The sequence below is a fragment of the Streptomyces sp. NBC_01264 genome (assembly GCF_026340675.1).
Lineage (GTDB): Bacteria > Actinomycetota > Actinomycetes > Streptomycetales > Streptomycetaceae > Streptomyces.
Map to the genome: position 1 here is coordinate 1,695,161 of NZ_JAPEOX010000001.1, position 20,314 is coordinate 1,715,474.

General features: G+C 73.4%; 15 protein-coding genes. 5 read left to right on the forward strand and 10 right to left on the reverse strand.

Translation table 11 applies throughout. The annotated features are described in order from the left end of the window. Window positions 1-7: 7 nt before the first annotated feature. Window positions 8-658, reverse strand: coding sequence for a hypothetical protein (locus OG435_RS07650; RefSeq protein ID WP_266876065.1), 651 nt, complete (start codon window positions 656-658; stop codon window positions 8-10). Window positions 659-1,119: 461 nt separating this feature from the next. On the opposite strand from OG435_RS07650, the gene OG435_RS07655 reads away from it, so the two are divergent. Continuing rightward, the gene (locus OG435_RS07655) at window positions 1,120-3,591 is read left to right on the forward strand and encodes a SpoIIE family protein phosphatase (RefSeq protein WP_266876066.1); all 2,472 of its coding nucleotides are present in this window, start codon (window positions 1,120-1,122) and stop codon (window positions 3,589-3,591) included. A gap of 208 nt (window positions 3,592-3,799) precedes the next feature. Next, complete coding sequence (locus OG435_RS07660) at window positions 3,800-4,030, forward strand: response regulator transcription factor (protein ID WP_266876067.1); 231 nt, start codon at window positions 3,800-3,802, stop codon at window positions 4,028-4,030. Here the strand turns inward: OG435_RS07660 and OG435_RS07665 are convergent. Next, on the reverse strand, window positions 3,981-5,006 hold the full coding sequence (locus OG435_RS07665) for a serine/threonine-protein kinase (RefSeq protein ID WP_266876068.1): 1,026 nt from the start codon (window positions 5,004-5,006) through the stop codon (window positions 3,981-3,983). The two genes, OG435_RS07660 and OG435_RS07665, sit on opposite strands and share 50 nt — an antisense overlap. 92 nt (window positions 5,007-5,098) lie before the next feature. Then, entirely contained in the window at window positions 5,099-5,776 is a 678-nt protein-coding gene (locus OG435_RS07670) for a DUF998 domain-containing protein (RefSeq protein ID WP_266876069.1), read from the reverse strand. Between the two features lie 166 nt (window positions 5,777-5,942). Between OG435_RS07670 and OG435_RS07675 the strand changes: the two genes are divergently transcribed. From OG435_RS07675 to OG435_RS07685, 3 genes are read left to right on the forward strand one after another with little or no spacing between them, the layout of a single operon-like run. Continuing rightward, on the forward strand, window positions 5,943-6,275 hold the full coding sequence (locus tag OG435_RS07675) for a YciI family protein (protein WP_266876070.1): 333 nt from the start codon (window positions 5,943-5,945) through the stop codon (window positions 6,273-6,275). A gap of 3 nt (window positions 6,276-6,278) precedes the next feature. Further along, on the forward strand, window positions 6,279-8,282 hold the full coding sequence (locus tag OG435_RS07680) for a sigma-70 family RNA polymerase sigma factor (protein WP_266876071.1): 2,004 nt from the start codon (window positions 6,279-6,281) through the stop codon (window positions 8,280-8,282). A 14-nt stretch (window positions 8,283-8,296) separates the two neighbouring features. Beyond that, window positions 8,297-9,037, forward strand: coding sequence for an SDR family NAD(P)-dependent oxidoreductase (locus OG435_RS07685; RefSeq protein ID WP_266876072.1), 741 nt, complete (start codon window positions 8,297-8,299; stop codon window positions 9,035-9,037). A gap of 22 nt (window positions 9,038-9,059) precedes the next feature. Here the strand turns inward: OG435_RS07685 and OG435_RS07690 are convergent, their stop codons facing one another. From OG435_RS07690 to OG435_RS07720, 7 genes are all read right to left on the reverse strand, one after another. After that, the gene (locus tag OG435_RS07690) at window positions 9,060-9,878 is read right to left on the reverse strand and encodes a phosphate ABC transporter ATP-binding protein (protein WP_266876073.1); all 819 of its coding nucleotides are present in this window, start codon (window positions 9,876-9,878) and stop codon (window positions 9,060-9,062) included. Between the two features lie 11 nt (window positions 9,879-9,889). Next, window positions 9,890-10,789 carry a sortase gene (locus tag OG435_RS07695; protein WP_266876074.1) on the reverse strand — a complete coding sequence of 300 codons (900 nt, stop codon included), beginning with the start codon at window positions 10,787-10,789 and terminating at the stop codon, window positions 9,890-9,892. A gap of 62 nt (window positions 10,790-10,851) precedes the next feature. Further along, complete coding sequence (locus OG435_RS07700; RefSeq protein ID WP_266876075.1) at window positions 10,852-12,855, reverse strand: WxL protein peptidoglycan domain-containing protein; 2,004 nt, start codon at window positions 12,853-12,855, stop codon at window positions 10,852-10,854. A gap of 111 nt (window positions 12,856-12,966) precedes the next feature. Further along, window positions 12,967-14,541 carry an Ig-like domain-containing protein gene (locus tag OG435_RS07705; RefSeq protein WP_266876076.1) on the reverse strand — a complete coding sequence of 525 codons (1,575 nt, stop codon included), beginning with the start codon at window positions 14,539-14,541 and terminating at the stop codon, window positions 12,967-12,969. A gap of 44 nt (window positions 14,542-14,585) precedes the next feature. Then, complete coding sequence (locus OG435_RS07710; protein WP_266876077.1) at window positions 14,586-15,578, reverse strand: substrate-binding domain-containing protein; 993 nt, start codon at window positions 15,576-15,578, stop codon at window positions 14,586-14,588. 160 nt (window positions 15,579-15,738) lie between these two features. After that, window positions 15,739-18,465, reverse strand: coding sequence for a hypothetical protein (locus OG435_RS07715; protein WP_266876078.1), 2,727 nt, complete (start codon window positions 18,463-18,465; stop codon window positions 15,739-15,741). Continuing rightward, complete coding sequence (locus OG435_RS07720) at window positions 18,465-20,246, reverse strand: phosphate ABC transporter substrate-binding protein PstS (protein ID WP_266876079.1); 1,782 nt, start codon at window positions 20,244-20,246, stop codon at window positions 18,465-18,467. The genes OG435_RS07715 and OG435_RS07720 overlap by 1 nt, the downstream gene beginning before the upstream one ends. Window positions 20,247-20,314: the final 68 nt, after the last annotated feature.

Here is a 20,314-nt window from a genome sequence, read left to right on the forward strand (position 1 = left end):
GTCGGGGTCAGGAAGCGGTCGGGGCCTGCCCTTCGGCGCCGGCCCGGACCCGGGCCCGTACGACCTCCGGATACCTCTCCGTGAAGCGCAGGGCCGCGACGATCGTGAGGACCTGGATGATCCAGCCGGTCCACATGTTGTCCGGGTCGTGCAGCACGAGGTCGCCGTACGCCCCCACGATCGCGTTGATCAGGAAGGCCAGCCCCCAGACCCCGGTGATCAGGTAGTTCGTCCGCTTGAAGACGGGCGAGTCCCAGAACTTCCGGTCGACCTGCTCGCGGGCGTACTGGAGGGTGAACGGCATCCTTGCCAGGATCGAGCCGAGGGCGATGAGGAAGAGGGCGACGTTCGAGATCTCGCCCGCGTAGGTCTCCAGCCAGCGTCGCGTCCCGTCACTGGCGAAGGCCCCGACCACCGTCAGGATCGCGAAGAACACGACGTCGGAGAGTTCCAGGATCTTCAGTGAGGACCCGGGACGGAGCATCCGGCTGCCGACGACGAGGCAGACGGAGATGGCCAGGGCCAGCCCCACCGCCCATTCGAAGCGTCCGGGCCCCACCACGAAGGCGAAGACGATCCAGGGGGACAGCCCCACAAAGGGGCTCTCCAGGAACTGCGCCACCTTGTTCGTGCCGTGGGCACCAGCCGTGTGCGCCATGGGTCAGCCCTTCTTGCGGCGGCCGTTGTCCCTCCCCCTCCCAACGTACGCCGACACCCCCGGAGCCCGCCGCCCGGACCTGATTCCGGCGGCTGTCAAGTAACGAACAGCCGGGACTACGACCCGGCGACGCCTCCGGGCACGGTGGAAAGCGACCCTCCCGCGCACCGCGGGAACGACGCCGTCCGGCCCGGAGGCCCGCAATGACCGATACCGCCGTCATCGGACTCGGCCGCCGGACGCCCCGCGCCGTCCCGGCCGCTTCTTCCTCCCGGCCGGAAATCCCGGGCCGCTGGACCAGTACGTCGGCGAGTTACTCGACGTACTCGACGCGGCGGACCGTGCGCCGCTGGCCCGGCAGGCCGTCGAGCGCGGGTGACCGCACTGCGTTGGTGCTCCTTGCCGCTCCGGATGATGCTTGTCAGTGGAGCCCCTGGCCAGCGAAGGCGAGATGAGCGGCGATGGAGCAACTTCCCACCCCTCCCGGTGAGCGGCCGGCCCGGACCACGGATGCCTCGACGCATGCCTCCCCGGGCGCCTCGTACACGGCCACGGCCACCGTCAGTGACCTGGGCATCGTGACCGGGTGGAGCGAGGAGGCCCGCCGACTGCTCGGCTACGCGCCGTCGGAGGTCGTGGGGCGGCCCGCCGCGGATCTGCTCGCGGACCGGTCCGACCGCTCCGGCGGGCCCGCCGGATCCGGCGGTACGGGCCCTGCGGCGCGGCCGGTCACGCCCGGCCAGGAGCGGTGGAGCGGCACCGTCCCGCTGCGCCACCGGGACGGCCGCCGACTGGACGCTGCGCTGCTCGCACACCGCAGGACGGCCCTCGGCGGAGCCGCCGAGTGGTTCGTGCTGTCCGCCGTGACGGGGCCGCCCGACGCCTCCTGGGAGGGACCCCTGGGTGAATGGGCCTTCGACCGGTCCCCCTGCGCCATGGCGGTCTTCGACGAGGACCTGCGGCTGGTCCGGGCGAACGAGGGCATGCACGGCGCGCTCACCCTCACCGAGGCCGAGATGCGCGGGCTGCGCCTGTCGGAGATCGCCCCCGACCCGGTGAGCGAGGAGACGGAGCGGGGGATGCGCCGGGTACTGGAGACGGGAGAGCCGCAGGCCGTGGACGGCTTCGTCCGGCCGCCCGGCGCGGGAGCCGCGCACGCCTGGGCGACCTCGCTGGCCCCCGTACCGGGTCCGGACGGCCGGGTACGGGCCGTGTACCTGAGCGCGCAGGGTCGGCCAGGCGGTGACACCGCCCCGCGGCCGGCGCTCCCGCCGACCCTGGCCGGCGCCCGCGCCGACACCCCGCCGGACAGTGCCCGTACCGCGCAGGAACTGGCCGACGCGGCCGTCCCCCGGCTCGCCGACTTCGCGGTCGTCGACCTGCTGGAGCCCTCCCCGCGCGGCGAGGCCCGGGCCCCGGCCGCCGGGACGGGTCCGGTCACGGTCTCCCGCACCGCCGTGCGGTCGGTGCTCGGCGGGAGCCAGGAGGCCCGGTTCGCGGTCGGGGACACGGCGGTCTACCCGGCGCTGTCGCCCCCGGTGGAGTGTCTGGCCGCGGGGCACGGCGCGGTGTACGGGACCGCCGACCCGGCCGTCGCCCGGTGGGTCGCACAGGATCCCGGGGCCGGCTGGATCGGCGAGCACGGGACCCATTCGTTGATGCTGGTGCCGCTGCGCGACGGCCGGGTCACCATCGGCCTGGCCCTCTTCAGCCGTCACCGGGGGCGGGAGCCCTTCGACCTGGAGGACCTGCGGCTGGCCGAGGAGCTCACGGCCCGGGCGGCCACCGGCATCCACCGTGCGCGCCGGACCGTCCGGGAGCACACCACCACCATGACGCTGCAGCGCAGCCTGCTCCCGCACACGCTGCCCGTGCAGTCGGCGCTGGAGATCGCCTCCCGCTACCTGCCCTCCGGCGGCGAGGCCGGTGTGGGCGGCGACTGGTTCGACGTGATCCCGCTGTCCGGAGCCCGGGTGGCCCTGGTCGTGGGCGATGTGGTCGGCCACGGCATGCGCGCTTCGGCCACCATGGGCCGGCTGCGGACCGCGGTGCGCACGCTGGCGGACGTCGACCTGCCGCCCGACGAGCTGCTCACCCACCTCGACGACCTGATCATCCACCTGTCGGCGGACGAGACGGGCGGTGAAACGGCCGGGGGCATCGGCACCACCTGCCTCTACGTGGTCTACGACCCGGTGACCCGCCGGTGCACCGCCGCCCGGGCCGGTCACCCCCCGCCCGCCGTGGTCTCCCCCGAGGGCTCCGCGTACCTGCTCGACGTCCCGGCGGGGCCGCCGCTGGGCCTGGGCGGCCTGCCCTTCGAGACCATCGAGGTCGATCTTCCCGAGGGCAGCCTCCTCGCGCTGTACACCGACGGCCTCCTGCAGGCCCGCGAGCACGACATCGACGAGGCCCTGGACGGCATGCTGGCGGCCCTGGTCCGGCCCGCCTCCACCCTGGACACCGTCTGCGACCGGGTGCTGTCGGCGATGCTGACCCACCGTCCCGAGGACGACGTGGCCCTGCTCGTCGCCCGGACCCGGGCCCTGCACACCGACAAGGTGGCCGTCTGGGACCTGCCCTCCGATCCCGCTTTCGTCGCGGAGGCCCGCCGCAACGCCACCGACCAGCTGACCGCCTGGGGGCTGGACGAGGCCGCCTTCGTCACCGAGCTCGTGGTCAGCGAGCTGGTCACCAACGCCATCCGCTACGGCTCGCCGCCCGTACAGCTGCGGCTGATCCACGAGGGCTCCACGCTGATCAGCGAGGTTTCGGACGCGAGCGGTACCGCTCCGCACATGCGGCGTGCCCGGATCTTCGACGAGGGAGGGCGCGGGCTGCTGCTGGTCGCGCAGCTCACCCAGCGCTGGGGCACCCGGCACACCCTCTTCGGCAAGACCATCTGGGCCGAGCAGTCCCTCGTCGACTTCTGAGGGCACCAGGGAAGGGCACTAAGTCCCGGGACCAACGGGACCTAGTGCCCTTCCCTGTGACACGCCCGTGACAGACGACGGACAGGACGATGAACTCCCCCCGACATGCTCTTTAACACGGACATACACCCACATTCGTGGATATGTCTTCTGCTTTCAAAGGTGCGAGCAGCCGTGATGACCGAGCCCGAAGTCCGGAGGACGTCCCATGACCCTCACCCTGATCGCGCCGCACACCGAATCCCCCGCCGCCGTTCTCGCCCCCCGCGAGCAGGAGGCCCTGCGCCACATCGCCGCCGGGTGCACCTACGTGCAGACGGCCCGCTCGATGGGACTCTCCAAGCACACGGTCGACGCCTACCTGCGCCGCATCCGCGCCAAGCTGAACATCAACACGACGGCCGAGATGACTCGCCTGGCCATCTCCATGGGACTGTGAACACCGGCCGGGCCCAGTCCGGGGGCTCCCTGGGCGGTATCTGGTTCCCCGGTTCCGCAGGCCGGAGGGCGGCCCGCCGGGCCGGTGGGGTGGCCGTCGCGGTGGCCGCACGCAGCGCCGCCACGAACTCCAGGCAGGAGTCGTAACGGTCCTCCGGGGCCTTCGCCAGAGCCTTCGCCAGGACGGCGTCGGCCGCCGGCGCGATATCGGGCCGCTTCTCCGTCAGGGGAGGCGGCTTCTCGTACTGGTGCGCCCACAGCAGCGCGGGGGCGTCGTCCCGGACGAAGGGCGGCTCGCCGGCGAGGGACTCGTGGACGACACAGCCCAGGCTGTAGACATCGCACCTGCCGTCGACCGGGCGCCCCGAGATCTGTTCCGGCGCCACGTAGTCGATCGTGCCGACGAACTCGCCCGCCGTGGTGAACCCGGTGAGGGCCAGCGATCTCTTCGTCAGTCCGAAGTCCGTGAGGTAGACGTGCTCCGGGTGGTCGCTGTCGGTGCCCTCGGCGACCAGGATGTTGGCGGGCTTGACGTCGCGGTGCACCAGATCGTGCTCGTGGGCGGCGTCGAGCGCGGATGCCACCTGGGCGGCGATGCGCAGCGCGGTCGGGACGGGCAGCGGTCCGTCCCGGTCCAGCAGGGCCCGCAGGTCCGGTCCGGCCACGTACCGCATGGCGATGTACAGGACCCCGTCGGTCTCCCCGGCCTCGAAGACGGGGACGATGTGCGGGTGGTCGATCCGCGCGGCGACCTTGGATTCGTGGGCGAAGCGGCGCCGGAACACCTCGTCCCGGACGCGCTCCGGGGCGATCAGCTTGAGCGCGACCGTACGGTCCAGGCGCAGGTCCTTCGCCTGGTAGACGACGGCCATGCCGCCCCGGCCGATGATGCGCTCGATCCGGTAGCCGGCGATCTGCCTCCCGATCAGGCCGGAGGCCCGTCCCGTATAAAGGCCCTGGTTCGCTGCCGTGCCCATCAGGCGCCTCCCGCGGCAAGTCTATCGAGTGATCCACACGCACGCCCGTGGGGCGAGCGGCGCTCGCCCCACGGGGTGGGCCCCTCGGCCGGTCAGACGGCGCGGCGGCCGCGGAGGGCGACCACGGAGATCCAGAGCATCGCCGTGACGGCTCCGACGGCCAGGGTCAGCGTGCCGGCCCGGCCGCCGCTCATCGCCCAGCCGTTGCCGATCAGGAGGGCGGTAGCGGCGACCCGGGAGGCGATCGCGCGGCTGCGGTCGCCGGCCCGGCCGAAGTGCCGTCCCAGGACGTAGCAGGCGGCGATCAGCGAGGTGAAGGTGACCGAGCCGGCGGCGAAGTGGGCGTAGCTGTGCCAGGTCAGCGTCGCGGTCTCCGCGGAGGGGGCTCCCCCGGGGAAGCCGTCGACCGGGTCCATGACGAAGGCTCCCGCGGCGATCATGCCGATGCCCGCGATCCGGACCAGCCGCGGCGCCCAGGTGCCACCCGGGGTACCGCCGAGGGCCCGGCGCAGGCCGGTCGCCCCGAGGACGAGGAGGGCTCCGGCGAGCAGGAAGTTGGTGATCTGGAGCCAGCCGAGGCCGCCGTTGCTCAGCGCGCTCAGCGGGTGGCGGGTGATGTCGAAGCCCTGGCGGGTCGCGGCCTGGGTCAGGGAGACGGCCGCCCAGAGCGGGGAGGCCACGACCGCGCAGGTGAGCAGGGCGCGGGTGGAGGAGGCGGAGGAAGAGAAAACGGTGGCGGTGGCTGTGGCGGTGGGGGCCTGGGCGCTCATGGCGGGTGCCTCTCGGGGTCGTCGTACGCGGCTCTCGTTCGGGGTTCTCGCTGATACGTCGAACCGGAGATCTGACAGTGAATGGGCGCGTTCCCTGTCACATCGGCCGTTCGACGTGTAGGCAAGGTGCGGGCAGCAGCTCGGCACCACGAGACGAGGAGTCCCCATGCGCTACCTGATGACGACGCGCCCCTCCGGCAGCGGCGACACCGCCCCCGACGAGCGGCTGTACGCCGAGATGGGCAAGTTCATCGAGGAGCTGACCGCGGCCGGCGTCCTGCTGGCCACGGGCGGCCTGGAACCGGGCGGCATCCTGGTGGCCTCCTCCGGCGAGGAGATCACCGTGACGGACGGGCCGTTCGCCGAGGCCAAGGAGGCCGTGGCGGGTTTCGCGCTGATCGAGGTCCGGTCCAGGGAAGAGGCGATCGAGCTGGCCCGCCGCTTCCGCAGGATCGTCGGTGACGGCGAGAGCGTGGTCCAGCAGGTCTTCGGCCCCTGATCCGTGCCGGACATCCCGCGGACGATTGACGCGGTCTGGAAGCTCGAATCGGCCAGGATCGTCGCCACGCTCACGCGCATGGTGCGCGATGTCGGCCTGGCCGAGGAACTGGCCCAGGACGCGCTCGTCGCCGCCCTCGAACAGTGGCCGGACGCCGGGGTGCCGGACAACCCCGGCGCCTGGCTGACGACCACGGCCAAGCGCCGGGCGGTCGACCACATCCGGCGCTCCCGGACGATGACCGACAAGCAGGAGCAGCTCGCCCACGAGCTGGAGGAGCGGGAGGAACACCAGGAGCGGCAGGAGCCCGAACAGGACGACGTGCTGCGGCTGATGTTCCTCTCCTGCCACCCCGTGCTGTCGACCGGAGCCTGTGCGGCGCTCACGCTCCGGCTGCTGGGCGGCCTGACGGCCGAGGAGATCGCACGGGCCTTCCTCGTCACGGCGGGCACCGTCACCCGGCGCATCGCCGCGGCCAAGCGGACGCTGGCCGAGCATCACGTGCCCTTCGACCTGCCGGAGGAGTCGGAGCTGCCCGAGCGGCTGTCCTCGGTGCTGGAGGTCATCTACCTGATCTTCAACGAGGGTTACTCGGCCACCTCGGGCGACGACCTGATGCGTCCCGGGCTCTGCCTCGAAGCGCTCCGCCTGGGCCGGCTGCTGGCCGAACTGGCCCCCCGGGAGGCCGAGGTGCACGCCCTGGTCGCGCTGATGGAGATCCAGGCCTCCCGTTCGGCGGCGCGCACCGGGCCCTCGGGCGAGCCCGTCCAGCTCCACGAGCAGAACCGGGGGCGCTGGGACCAGTTGCTCGTACGCCGCGGGTTCACCGCGATGCTGCGCGCACGGGAGGCCGGCGGCACCCCGGGCCCGTACATGCTGCAAGCGGCGATCGCCGTGTGCCACGCGCAGGCACGCACCGCCGAGGAGACCGACTGGGCGCAGATCGCGACCCTGTACGGGGCGCTGGCCCGGCTGCTGCCGACGGCGGTGGTCCAGCTCAACCGGGCGGTGGCGCTCGCCATGGCGTACGGGCCGCAGGCCGGCCTCGACCTGGTCGACTCCCTGGTCGCCGATCCCGTACTCCGTGACTACCACCTCCTGCCCAGCGTCCGCGGAGACCTACTGCTGCGCCTGGAACGGGGCCCGGAGGCACGGCTGGAGTTCCTCCGGGCGGCGGGCCTCGCCAGGAACGCCGCCGAGCGCGCCTTCCTGCGCCGGCGCGCGCAGGAGGTGCCCGCCCCCGGCGGCCCGGCCGGTCCGCCGTCGGGTCCGACCCTCGGCCGTGCCGCGGAGGGCTTCCTGGGCCGGGCGGATCTGGACGCGGCGACGGTCCGCTCGTACGGCCAGACCCTGCGGCGCCTGCGCCTGGACCTCGGCGACGCCGCTCCGCTGTCCGGCGTGACGGCCGAGGCGGTGGCGCGGGTGTGCACGGCCGCCTGGGGCTCCGCGGCGGCCAGGACCTGGAACCGCCACCGCTCGGCCGTACGCTCCTTCGGCGCCTGGGCCGGCCTGGACGAGCTCGCGGCCGGGCTGGCGCGGCGCGCCGAGACCCGCCCCCGGGCGTCCGCCGCGGACCCCGTGCTGCTCGACGCGCTGTGGAGCGACCCCGAAGTCCCGCTGCGCGAGCGGACGTTGTGGCGGCTCCTGCACGAATCGGGGGCGGGCGCGAAGACCGTCCTGTCCCTGAACGTGGAGGACCTGGACCTGGAGGACCGCCGGGCCCGCGCGGGCCGCACCTGGGTGAGCTGGCGCTCCGGGACGGCCCGGCTCCTGCCCCTGCTGCTGGCCGGCCGGACCCGGGGCCCGGTGTTCCTCACCGACCGGCGGCCCGGACCGGCCCGGACCCCCGGGCCGGCCGACCTGTGCCCGGACACGGGCCGGCGCCGGCTGTCCTACGAGCGGGCCGAGCACCTCTTCAAGGAGGCCACCAGACCCCTGGATCCGGCGCACGAGGGCTACACCCTGCGCCGCCTCAAACCCGGCCCGAAGGCCGCGCCTTCGCCATGACAAGATCCGTGGCCATGAGGATCGAAGAAGCGGATCGGCCCGTGGCCCTGGTCAGTGGATCGACGTCGGGGATCGGGGAGGCGGTCGCGCGGCGGCTCGCGGCGGACGGGATGCGGGTCGTCGTGCACTCGCGGCACAGCGGGGAGGCCGGGGAGGCGCTGGCGGCGGAACTCGGCGGAGCGTACGTGCGGGCGGATCTGGCCGTGGAGGAGGAGGCCCGGGGGCTGGTCGAGGCCGCGCTGGACCGGTACGGGCGGCTGGACGTGCTGGTGAACAACGCGGGCATCAGCTGGCCGATCCCCCACGACGATCTGGCCGCGGCGACACCCGCGGACTGGCGGCTGCTGCTGGAGGTCAACCTGATCGCACCCTGGGTGCTGTGCACGGCGGCCCTTCCGGCGCTGCGCCGGTCCCCGCTGGGCGGCAGCATCGTGAACGTCACCAGTCACGCCGGGGTGCGCCCCAAGGGTTCGTCGGTGCCGTACGCGGCGAGCAAGGCCGCGCTCAATCACGTGACCCGGCTGCTCGCGGCCGCGCTCGGGCCCGAGGTGCGGGTCAACGCGGTGGCGCCGGGGCTGGTGGACACGCCGATGACCAAGGACTGGGCGCAGGCGCACGAGCTGTGGCGGGATCGTGCGCCCATGCGCCGTCCGGCCCGGCCGGCCGATGTGGCGGACCTGGTGGCGTCGTTGATCGCGAGCACCTATCTCACCGGTGAGGTCATCGTCCTCGACGGCGGACTGAATCTGACCTGAGGGCCCGGCCGGCGGTGCCCGGTCAGCCGAAGCGGCCCTGGACGTAGTCCGAGGTGCGCGGGTCGGCGGGGGTGGAGAACATGGCCTTCGTCGGTCCGTGTTCCACGATCCGGCCGGGCGTGCCCTGTTCCGCGAGGAAGAAGGCGCACTGGTCGGAAACCCGGGCCGCCTGCTGCATGTTGTGCGTCACGATCACGATGGTGACCTCGTCGGCCAGCTCGCGGACGGTCTCCTCGATGCGGCGCGTGGAGGTGGGGTCCAGGGCCGAGCAGGGTTCGTCCATGAGCAGGATCCGCGGCCGGACCGCGAGGGAGCGGGCGATGCACAGGCGCTGCTGCTGGCCGCCGGAGAGCGCGCCGCCCGGCTGGCGGAGCCGGTCCTGGACCTCCTTCCACAGCCCGGCCTTGGTCAGGCACTCCTCCACCAGTGCGTCCTTCTCGGCCGCGGAGGCGCGGGTGCCCGTCAGCTTGAGGCCCGCGGTGACGTTGTCGTAGACCGACATCGCCGGGAAGGGGTTCGGCTTCTGGAAGACCATGCCGATCCGGCGGCGGGCGTCGGTGAGCCGGCGGCCGCGGGCGTAGACGTCCTCGCCGTCGAGCATGACCTCGCCGGCCAGTTCGGCGCCCGGGATCAGCTCGTGCATCCGGTTCAGGATCCGCAGGAAGGTGGACTTGCCGCAGCCCGAGGGGCCGATCAGGGCGGTGACCTGGCCGCCGGGCATGGTCAGGGAGACCCGGTTCAGAACCTTGCGGCCGCCGAACCACGCCGAGATGTCCCGCGCGTCGAGGGTGGACGCGCCCGTGGCGGGGATCGCGGGGAGGGTGATCGTCTGGGTGGTCATCGCGGCCTCGTTCACAGGAGGTTGGGCAGGAGGAGGGCGGCCTGGTCGGCGACCGCCAGGCCGAGGACGGCCAGTACGGGGAAGCCGACCAGCCAGGTGTGCGCGCGGCCCCAGCGGATCCGCGCCCAGGCCAGGGCCGCCGCGGCCAGCAGCAGCGCCTGGGCCCACAGGACCAGCGGGAACCAGGCCGAGGTCTGGCTCCCCAGGGGGGCCTCGTCCGCGGCCAGCCGCCCCGGGGTGCGGCCGCCGGACTGCTGTACGGGCGTGGTCAGTTGCGCGTCGACGTGCACCACCCCGTCGGGCATGTACGGGGTCCCGTCCGCGGTCATCAGGGTGAGCAGGGCCGCGTCCCCGGCCGGGCGGGCCGGCCGGGGGTCGCCGGCGCGGCGGACGCCCAGCACCTTGTACGTGTGCTCGCCCTGACCCGTGACGACCCGGAAGGTCTCCCCGCGCTCCAGGTCCGCGATGTGGGCGAAGGGGCCGCCGTAGCCGGCCTGCCGGCCCATGAGGATGCTGGTGCCGGGCTGGCCGGGCAGGACCGTGTCGCGCCGGTGGCCGGGCCCCGAGGCCAGTACCCCGGAGGTGGTCGCCTCGCGGACCACCTCGCGCAGCCCGATCTGCGGGATCTCCAGGAGGGCGACCGGGGTGCCGGGCTCGGTCGGCCCGAGCGGCGCGGTGGCGTTGGCGAGCCCTTCCCGCAGCTGCGCGTACCCCACCCGGCGGTCCCGCTCGTGGCGCAGGTGTCCGAGCGGGCCCACTTCCGCGACGAAGCCGAGGAGCAGGGCGCCCAGGATGGCCAGGGCCGCGCCGGTGGCCCACAGGCCGGGTGGGCCCGTACGCCCCGCCGGGGCCCCGGGGGCTCCGGCGGGGTCGGGGCGCACGTCCACCGGCGGGGTGGAGGTGGCTGTCATCGTGTCTTCTCCGAATGCGGAAGCGGATGCTGCGGGGATGCGTGGATGCGTGGATGCTGCGGTCAGTTGCCCATGAAGGTCAGCAGGCCGCGGCGGCGGGCCCACCAGACGAGCCCGCCGCCGGTGACGACGAGGACTCCGGAGAGCAGGCCGATCGTGGTGGCGTCGGCTCCGGTGTTGGCGAGGCCGCCGCCGGGGCCGCCGGATCCTCCGGCCGCTCCGCCCGTGACGTTGGTGGAGACGCCCACGCTGCTGCCGCCGCTCGTGGTCGTCCCGGTGGAGGCCGACCCGGTCGGGGAGGGGGTGTCGGTCGGGGTCGGAGTGGGGGACGCCGAGTCCGAGGGGGTCGGGGTGTCGGTCGGGGTCGGGGTGGGCGTCGCCGTCGGGGTGGGGGTCGGCGTGGGGGTCGGGGTGGGGCTGGGCGTGGGGGTGGGGGTCGGGTTCCCGGTCCCCGGTTCCGTCGTCCGGTAGTCGGTGCCGGAGGTGAACCACATGGAGCCCGCGAACTCTCCGTGGATGTCCGGCCCGAAGGGCATGCGGCACACGACCGTCAGGTCGTAGCGGCCTTCGAGGGTGGCGAAGCCGGCCTGCTTCGCGTAGTCCCGCATGGTCAGCGTCAGGGGGATTCTCAGGCCGCCCGTTTCCGTCGGCGGGTACGTGGTGATGGGCGCGTTGCCGACCAGGTTGAGGCCCTCGGCCGGGAAGCCCTTGCCCACCACCTTGACCAGGACGTACGTGGAGGGCTCCGGACAGGCGGCCGACGTGGTCACGTCGACGTTGCTGTCGTCGTGACCGGTGGCCGGGTTGATCGTCGCCGACCCGGTCGGGGCGGCGTGGGCCGTCGTCGGCGCGGTCAGGGCCAGGCCCACGAGGGCGGCGGCCGCGGCGGCGGCACCTGCCGCGGATCGCCGGCGGGGGCGGGTGAACTGCACGATGGACTCCTTCTTGGCGTTCTGGCGTTCGTCGGTATCGGAGGTGGCGCGCCGGCGGGCCGACGCGGCGGCCGCGGCCGCGGCACGGGCCAGGCGCCTGCGGCGCCACACCCACAGCCCGCCCCCGGTGATCACGAGGACCATCGCGAGCAGCGCCCACGGGACCGTCCACAGCGACACCGAGCGGGTCAGGGACGGGAGTTTGGGGTCCACGCCGTCGCGGGCGGCGACCGGCTGGACGGAGACCACGGCGGAGGACCGCACCACCTGGGCCACTCCGTCGGCCTTGGCGGTGATCGTCAGCGCGGTGCCGGGCAGCACGTCGCCGAGGTCCTTGACGCCGGACGCGGTGACGGAGGTGCCGAAGAGGCCGTTGACGCGTACGGCCTGCCGGGCGCCGAGCCGCACGTTGCCGGTGTTGCGCAGGGTGTACGTGACGGTCGCCGAACCCGTGGAGAAGGGGTTCGCGGAGCCTTCGTACGTGGCGGACACCTGCTGGACCTCCAGGCGCGGGGTCAGGGTCCCGGCGGCGCGGACGTAGACGCGGGCGCCGACCCGCTGGTCGAGCTTGACCTTGTTGCCCTGGGAGTCCGTGGCTCCGGCGGCGAGCGAGGCGACGATGCCGCCGGTGTGGTCCCCGGGGGTGACTTCGCGGGGGACGGTGACGGTGAAGGGGACGACGACGTTGCCCTTGGGCGGGACGGTCACCTTGTCCTTCTCCAGCTTGATCCAGCTGCCCGCGTCCTTCGGGGCCTGGCCGGCCGGGAGCAGGTCGAAGCCGCCGTCGAGGGTGTTGACCGCGTCGCTCGCGTAGACGGCGAGGGTGAGCGGCTGCTCGCCGTAGTTCCAGATGGCGATCTGGTCGCGGGTCGTGGCTCCGCCGGTGACCCCGTAGGAGAAGTGGGCCCGGGCGTCGGGCCCCTTCGGCCCGGTCGGCTGCACACCGAAGGTGGACTTGCGGTCCTCCGCGGGAGCGGCCGGGGCCGAGGACGCGGCCCGCGCGGGTGCGACGCCCGCCAGCAGGAGCAGCCCGGCCAGCGCGAGCAGCGTGAGCAGCAGGGAAGGGAGCGGGGCGGCCGCGGCCGACGGGCCGGGGCGGCTGCCGCGCCGGGCGGCGGGGGCGGTGGGGTTCATGGCTCGGGCGTCCGATCCGGAGGAGGGTGTGCGGCGGGTCCAGGCGTCAGGGGCGGGTCGGAGCGGACCGCGGGGAAGCGCGGCCGCTCCGACCCGGAGCTCACGCCTGGATCAGATGGCGGTGAGCGTGAGGGTGGCGGAGTAGGTGCCGGCCACCGTGGAGGTCGGGACGTTCAGCGCCAGGTCGGCGGTGACGTGCGCGGTACCGAGACCGGTGCCGTTGGCGAGGGTGCGGGCGGACTTGAGGCCCGCCGTACCCGCGTCACCGGTGGCCACGCCGTGCGCGGCGGCGACGACGGAACCGGCCGTCACCGTCTGCGCGGGAGCCTTGTCGACGAGCTTCGGGCTCCAGCCCAGGTTCTGGCCGTTGATGGCGTGGGTGGCACCGTCGGAGAAGTCGGTGACCTGGCCGCTGACGGTCCAGCCCGGGTTGCCGGCGCGGGTGTCGGTGAGGGTGACCGGGTTGATGGAACCGGCCGTGGTCAGCAGGTCCCCGTCGGCGTTCAGCACCGGCGAGGGCAGCGTGACCTGCGGGTTGGCGACGCTGATGGCCAGCGCGCCCGAGTTGACGGTGGTGGTGATCGTCTCTGAGGCGGAGACACCGGCGAAGGCGCCGACCACGTACGGGATCGCGCCCGAGTCGGAGCCGGTGAAGGCGCCCGCGTTGGCCGGGACGAACACGGCGGTGAAGGAGTGGTCGCCCACCGGGAGGCTGCTGGTGTTCAGCACCGCGGTGCCGTTCGCCACCGGGACGGTGCCCAGGGTGGTGGTGGAGCCGCCGACGGTGTCGGTGAACTTCACCGAGCCCGCCGCGCCCGCGGGGGTGACCGTACCGGTCAGGGTCACCGTGCTGTACTGCGGCGCGGTGCCGGCCGGGGAGACGGCCAGGGCGGTGGTGGTGGTCGTGGCCGCGGCGGCCGTGACCACGTAGGAGACGGCGGAGGAGGCCGAGCCGTTGTACGAGGCGCTCGCCGGCGTGAAGACGGCCGTCAGGCTGTGCGTACCGGCGGTCAGGTTGGACGTGGTGAGCGCCGCGGTGCCGTTGTTCACGGTGACCGGGGTGCCCAGATCGGCCGCGCCGTCCTTGAACTGGACGGTGCCGCCGGCGCCGGCCGGGGTGACGCCCGCGGTCAGGGTGACCGGGGTGCCCGCCTGCGCGGGGCCGGCCGGGGCGACGGCGAGGGAGGTGACGGTGTCGGTCTTCACCGCCGGGTCGGTGTTCTGGTAGGTCGTGTTCGAGGTGAACCAGATCGCGCCGGTGTAGTCACCGAGGCTGGTGCCGTTGAAAGCGGTGCGGCAGATCACGGTGAAGTCGTACTTGCCCTGCAGGGTGGTGAAGCCCGCCTGGCTGGCGTAGTCCCGCATGGTGGAGGTGAGCGGGATGACCATGCCGCCGTTGGCGGCGGTCGGGTAGGTCGCGATGGGCGAGTTGCCGACCACGTTCAGGCCCTCGGCAGGGAAGCCGGAACCCGCCACCGTGACCAGCACGTTGGTGGCGTTGGCCGGGCAGGCGGCCGAGGTGGTGAACGCGATGCCGGACGTGTCCGCACCGGTCGCCGGGTTGATCTCGATGGTCCCGATCGGGGCGGCGTACGCGGCGCTCGCCCCGGCCAGACCCGCGGCGAAGGCGGTGGTCACGGCGGCGACCCCCAGGGCCATGGTCCGCAAAACTCTGTTCTTCAGCACAACGTCTCCAGAATGTGAAGCTCGAGCGGCGATCAGGGTGAGGATCAGGGGGTCTGCTTGGTGATGTCGCCACAGTTCGGGCTGGTGGCGAAGCCGTACGTGTTGATCACCGAGGTCTGCTTGCAGATCTCGGAGTTGGCGCCGACGAAGACGGTGCTCCACGGCGCCGTCCCGACCTTGCTGGTCGGGATCACGTTGTAGACGTCGCGCTTCACGCCGAACCCGCTGTTGAGGACGGTGGGCGCCGTGCCGTCGACCGTGCCGAGGATGGCGCGGCCGCGCAGGTCCGCGATGGTCTGCGAGGACTGCGACTGGTACTGGGCGATGGAGAACGGCACGATCGACTTGTCGTCGAGGAGGCGGCCGTCGTGCTCCTGCACCGGGGTGGTGCCCTTCTTGTCCTTGATGCAGGGGTAGACACCGGCGACGACGTCGGCGTCCGTGATCCCCATCTGGGACTCCCAAAAGCTGCGGGTGCCCGAGCCGGCCTGCGGCAGGTAGACCGTCATGGCGTAGTTGGGGCCCGAACCCACGTAGTTCGGGTCGCAGTGGTAGATCGCCTTCAGGTCGGTCAGCGACAGCTTGCGCGGGATCGCCGAACCGGGGGTGATGGCGTAGGTGACGCCGTCGACCGCGAAGGGCACGTAGGTCAGGCCCGGGGCCGCCGCCGCCAGGTTCAGCGAGGAGGAACGGGCGAAGTCCAGACAGCCGTTGCCCGCCTGCAGGGAGGTCAGCAGCGCGGAACGGCCGGCGCCCGAGCCGTTCGGGCGGGCCATGGTGCAGTTGCCGTTGGCCGGGTCCTTGGTGGTGATGTTCGCGGAGCCGGTGGAGTCGTAGGAGCCGATGACCTTCTGGCCGCCTACGGAGATGGCCGCGGCCATGCCGTTCATGACGTCCTGGGTCGTGTCGGAGCCGACGCCGGAGAGCTGGCGGTACGTCGGCGCGCCCGACGGGTCGGCGGCGGCGAGGCCGGCTCCGGCGACGGTCGCCGCGAGGGCGAAGGCCGAGACGCCGAAGGCGATTTTCTTCTTGTTCACTTGGGATGACCCCTCAGCTAGGCTGCGCCCCGGGTGGTGCCCGGCGCGCGTGGGATGAAGTTCCGTTGGCGCGGATTGGTCAGACGGTTGTCGCCGGGCACCACCTCCTCTCGTCGTACGGGGCCGCGGTCCTTCGTCCTACGGAGCCGCGGCGCGGACTTCAGTCCTGGTCCGGCGGGCTCCAGTCCCTCGGGCCGGGCTTCTTGTGGGTCGCCCAGTCCGCCGGCAGACCCACGGCCGCGCCGCCCGCGGCGCCGCGCAGCGACCGCAGCCACGTCAGGACCCCGGGCAGGAAGCGCGGGAGCAGCAGACCCGCGAAGGCCGCGAGCGCGCCGACCACGAGGCAGATCAGCAGGACGTTGCGGATGGCTCCGACGGCCCAGTCCGGCGTGCTCCCGACCGCCTGCGTGGCCGGGGCGCCCGAGGTACCGGTGGCGCCCGTGGTGCCCGCGCCGCCCGTGGTCGTCACGGCGGCGCCGGGCGAGGCCGGGGCGGGCCCGGGCGCGCCGCCCGCGGCGGAGCCGGCGCCCGCGGCCGAGGTTCCGGATCCGGAGGTCCCCGTACCCACCGAGCCGGCGCCGCCGGCCGCGCCGCCCGTACCGGACGGCGTACCGCCGGCGGCGCCCGGGGCCGGGCTGCTCGGCGCCGGGGGCTCCGGCGACGGCGTCGGCTTCTTTCCCGCCTCGGTGCTCACCCGCTGCGCCGCCGCCCGGGTCTGGGCGCGCAGGGCCTGCGGCAGCGGGGCGTAGCCGTGCGGCAGGCTGCCCGCGGCCACGCCCGGGGTCTGCCCCTGGGCGGCCGCGTAGGCCAGCATGGCGCCGTAGTCCTTGCCCTCCGCCTCCGTGAGGTCGGCGGGCACGGTGGCGGCGTAGGTGAGGACGGTGAGCGGGTACGCCGCCGGGTCCTTGGCCGCCGGGTCGGGTGAACTGACCCCGTCGGTACCGGCCTTGCGGGCGTTCGCGGCGGCGATCAGCGCGGCCGGCTCGGGCGCTACGAACTTCCCGCCGGCGTTGAGCAGTTCGGCGCGCACCAGGCCGTACCGGTCGGCGGTCGCGGTGTCGGTGACGGCGAGCACGGCGCGCGAGCCGGCGAGGTGCGGCGGGTCCTTCTTGTACGTGGGCGGGGTGGCCATGGCGTCCCAGGAGGTACGGGCCAGGGTGTCGCCCCGGCTCGCGGCGCGCGCGGCGGCGTGCATGTCGGTGGCGTAGGGGTGCTTGTCCTGGATGCAGAGCGGGGACTCGGGGTGGTCCGGGAAGGCCTGGCAGAAGGGGTCGCTCTTGGGGAAGGTGTCCAACGGCAGGGATATCCCCCGGTAGTTCGGGTTCACGGCCATGCCGGCGTACGAGGCGTCCCCGTGCGCGCCGGTGTTGTCGGGCGTGCCGTCGAGGAACTCCCGGGCGGCCGGGTCCCGGGACACCCACTCCCACAGCTGCCGGGTGGTGTCGGCGAGCGGCTGCGGGACCAGGGCGTCGCCGAGCTTGCCCGGGAAGTCCAGTCCCGCGTAGTCGGGGTTGTGGTGCATGAACTCCGGGTCGTGGCCCAGGTTCGCCGGGTTCTTCGCGGTGCTGTCGGCGAAGCGCGAGTTGCCGTCCTGGTAGGACTCGGTCAGCAGCTTCGCCACCAGCCTGGGGGTGAGCCGCAGGTTGCCCAACCGGACCCCGTTGCGGGCCTTGACCTCGTCGGGCGCCTGGAATCCGGCCTGGCTCTCGATGAAGAAGCCGATGGTGATGCCGGAGAGGGCCACGGGTGCGTAGACGGGCTTGCGCACGGGGTCGGCGGGCGCCGGCCGGCCGAGGAAGACCAGCCCGGGCGTGCCGGAGAGCAGCTTGACGCGGGCGGTCTCGTCGGGGACCTGGGCGTAGCCGTAGATGGCCTTGCCGCCGGTCTGGCACAGGGCGGGCTGCCAGCGCGTGATGGCCTCGGCGGCCATCTCGCTGCCGAGGGTGCCGCGTTCCTCGGCGCCGATGGGGCAGTAGCTGCCGAGGGGTTCGAAGCCGAGCGGAACGACGAGGCGCTGCTTCCAGTTGGCGGGGCTGAGCGGGGAGGACTGGAGCTGGCCGCTGGACTGCGCGGTGTACGGGCTGCCGTCGACCTCCTTCTCGCCGCGCGGCACGATCACCAGCCAGCAGCCGCGTCCGGTCGTGGCGCCCTGGGAACCGGGGACCGCGGTGCCGCAGCCGAGGCCGGGGGCCTCGACGGCGGTCTGGGTCTCGAACCAGACCTCGCCGGTTCCGCGGGCGTTGGTGCGTGCGTACGGGACCTCGTTGGTGCTGTTGACGTCGTAGAACTCGTTCCAGTTGCCCGGACTGACCGGGTCTCCGCCCACCGTGCGGAAGGGGGCGAAGGAGATCCCGCTCGGGGTGGGGGGCGGCAGCGGCTCGTGCTCCGCGTCCTGGAGGTTGGCGCCGTAGTTGAGCTGGCGGGTGTTGGTGTAGGCCCCGGCCTGGATGCCGGCGGAGCCCAGGGCCGAGGAGGCGCCGAACTGGCACTGGTCGGCGGCGGGACCGGTGGCCGCGTCGCCCCAGCACTGCATGATCTGCAGGTAGTTGGCGCTGTAGGCGGTGTCGGAGACCGTGGGCTTCCCGCCGGTCCAGGAGATCTTGACGACCTGGCCGACGAGGTTGCGGGTCTGGCCGACGGTCACCTTGAGGTCGGCGAAGTCGCCGGCCCCGGACACGGTGACCTCGGAGCTCGCGTCCACCCCGGCGGCGTACGCGGCCTGCGGCCCCAGGCCGCCGGGCCCGGAGGTGGCGACCACGGGGAGCAGCACGAGGCAGAGCGAGCCGAAGAGCAGCCGGATCCGGCCCGTACGGAGCGGGGTACGGGGCGGGGTACGGAACGGCATGCGGAACGCGGTACGGAACGGCATGCGGAGCGGGACGCGCATCAGGACCCGCCTCCCGTGCGGCCGCGCCGCGTCAGGCGCCGGGTGACCAGCGGAGGGGCGACCGTGACCGCCAGCAGGATCAGGGCGCCGAGCACCATCAGGACGGTCTGCAGGGACCCGCCGATGCCGCTCGAGGTGGTGACGGGGATGCCGAACAGATCGGCCGCGCTCGCCGCGAGGGGCTGCCCGGTCTGCGGGTCCACTCCCCCGCCGTCCGCGCCGCCGCTGACCGAGCCGTCACCCGTACCGCCGGTGGCGGACGCCGCGCCGCCGGAGGCCGCCGCACCGCCCGAGGCGGTGCCCGCGGCGCCCCCCGTGGCTCCGCCGGCGCCCGTGCCGGCCGTACCTCCCGTGGCGCCGCCGGAGGCCGCCGCACCGCCGGTGCCCGTGGCTCCGCCGGAGGCGGCAGCGCCGCCGCCACCGGAACCGCCGGGCTGCGTGGGGTTCTTGTTGCCGCCGGTGCCGGTCTCGCACTGGGTGGGGCCCTGCTTGTCGCAGGCGGGGGGCTTCGGGGCGGTCTCGGCCAGGATGTTGCGCCCGTCGGGCGAGAAGGTGGGGTTGCGGCAGTTCTTGATGTCGATGTTGGCCACGGTCACGCCGGGGATGCGGCGCACCTGCTCCAGCCCCGCCTGGACGAGGTTGATGGGGAGCGGCGAGTAGCCGAGCCGGTCGACGGAGCGCTGGCCCTCGCAGAGGAAGTAGTAGGCGAAGGCGCCGAGCGCCTTGCCCTTCTGCGGGTTGAAGTTCGACTCCTGCGCCGTCGGGATGATCATGTAGCTGTAGCTGGAGAGCGGGTAGGTCCGCACGTCAGGCCCCGTGTAGACGCCGTCCAGCCTCTGCGTGAGGTCGGGGTCGATCTTCGCGTTGATGAGCGACACGGCGACGTTCTGGGCGGTGGGCTCGGTGAAGTAGCCCGACTTGTTGAGCACCTTGACGACCGGGAAGCCCGTCGTGGAGACGGCGTAGGAGTACTCCACGTACGTGATGGTGCCGATGTTGCTCTCTTGGGCCACATAGCCGGAGACGCCGTTGGAGCCGGACTGGCCGACGAATCCGCGGCCGGCGATGGTGGGGTAGTTGGAGGTCTGCCCGCAGGGGGTGGAGCGGCCGGCCTTGCCGCAGTAGGCGTCCCACAGCCCCCCGTGCTGCGAGCTCATCCACCTGGTGAGCTGCGCCGTCGTGCCCGAGCCGTCGGAGCGGACGACGGGGACGATCCGGCGGGCGGGGAGGGCGGCGGCGAGGCCCGGGTTGTCGGCCTTGATCGCCGGGTCGTTCCACGTGGTGATCACGCCGGTGAAGATCTTGGCCACGTTCTCGCCGGTGAGGCGGAGGTTGGTGACCCGGCGGTTGCCGATCTTGAGGTTGTACATGAAGGCGGTACCGCCCGCGACGATGGGCATGTAGGCGAACTTCCGCCCGGGCGGCGGGTCGACGACCCCCGAGTCCTTGATCCCGTAGGGGATCTCGGAGACCGCGAAGTCGACGGTGCCGTTGCGGAACTGGTTGCGGCCGTCGGACGATCCCGTACCGCTGTAGTTGACCGTCATGCCGTACTGCTTGACGTTGGCCCGCCACTGGTCGAGGGCGTTCTGGCTCCAGGTGGAACCCGCGCCGGATACCGGTACGTAGCTCTCGGCGGCGGCCGGCACCGCGCCGGGCAGGACGGCGGCCAGCGCGGCCAGGACCAGCGCGAGTCCGCGGCGGAGCAGGCGTCCGCGCCGGTCGGGTGCGCGGTCGCCCGAAGGGGCCCGCACGGGGTATGCCGGGGGTCGTCCGGGCATGGGAAACTCTCCTGATCGGTCACAGATCGTACGAATGGACGCGGCGCGGAGCCGCGAGGAGCGGGCCG

What these genes read in the sequence shown, in the direction of transcription:
- OG435_RS07660 (WP_266876067.1), top strand. Translation starts at nt 3,800, where the DNA reads ATGACCCTCACCCTGATCGCGCCGCACACCGAATCCCCCGCCGCCGTT.
- OG435_RS07655 (WP_266876066.1), top strand. Translation starts at nt 1,120, where the DNA reads ATGGAGCAACTTCCCACCCCTCCCGGTGAGCGGCCGGCCCGGACCACG.
- OG435_RS07690 (WP_266876073.1), bottom strand. Translation starts at nt 9,878, where the DNA reads ATGACCACCCAGACGATCACCCTCCCCGCGATCCCCGCCACGGGCGCG.
- OG435_RS07700 (WP_266876075.1), bottom strand. Translation starts at nt 12,855, where the DNA reads ATGAACCCCACCGCCCCCGCCGCCCGGCGCGGCAGCCGCCCCGGCCCG.
- OG435_RS07670 (WP_266876069.1), bottom strand. Translation starts at nt 5,776, where the DNA reads ATGAGCGCCCAGGCCCCCACCGCCACAGCCACCGCCACCGTTTTCTCT.
- OG435_RS07695 (WP_266876074.1), bottom strand. Translation starts at nt 10,789, where the DNA reads ATGACAGCCACCTCCACCCCGCCGGTGGACGTGCGCCCCGACCCCGCC.
- OG435_RS07675 (WP_266876070.1), top strand. Translation starts at nt 5,943, where the DNA reads ATGCGCTACCTGATGACGACGCGCCCCTCCGGCAGCGGCGACACCGCC.
- OG435_RS07685 (WP_266876072.1), top strand. Translation starts at nt 8,297, where the DNA reads ATGAGGATCGAAGAAGCGGATCGGCCCGTGGCCCTGGTCAGTGGATCG.
- OG435_RS07720 (WP_266876079.1), bottom strand. Translation starts at nt 20,246, where the DNA reads ATGCCCGGACGACCCCCGGCATACCCCGTGCGGGCCCCTTCGGGCGAC.
- OG435_RS07665 (WP_266876068.1), bottom strand. Translation starts at nt 5,006, where the DNA reads ATGGGCACGGCAGCGAACCAGGGCCTTTATACGGGACGGGCCTCCGGC.
- OG435_RS07650 (WP_266876065.1), bottom strand. Translation starts at nt 658, where the DNA reads ATGGCGCACACGGCTGGTGCCCACGGCACGAACAAGGTGGCGCAGTTC.
- OG435_RS07715 (WP_266876078.1), bottom strand. Translation starts at nt 18,465, where the DNA reads ATGCGCGTCCCGCTCCGCATGCCGTTCCGTACCGCGTTCCGCATGCCG.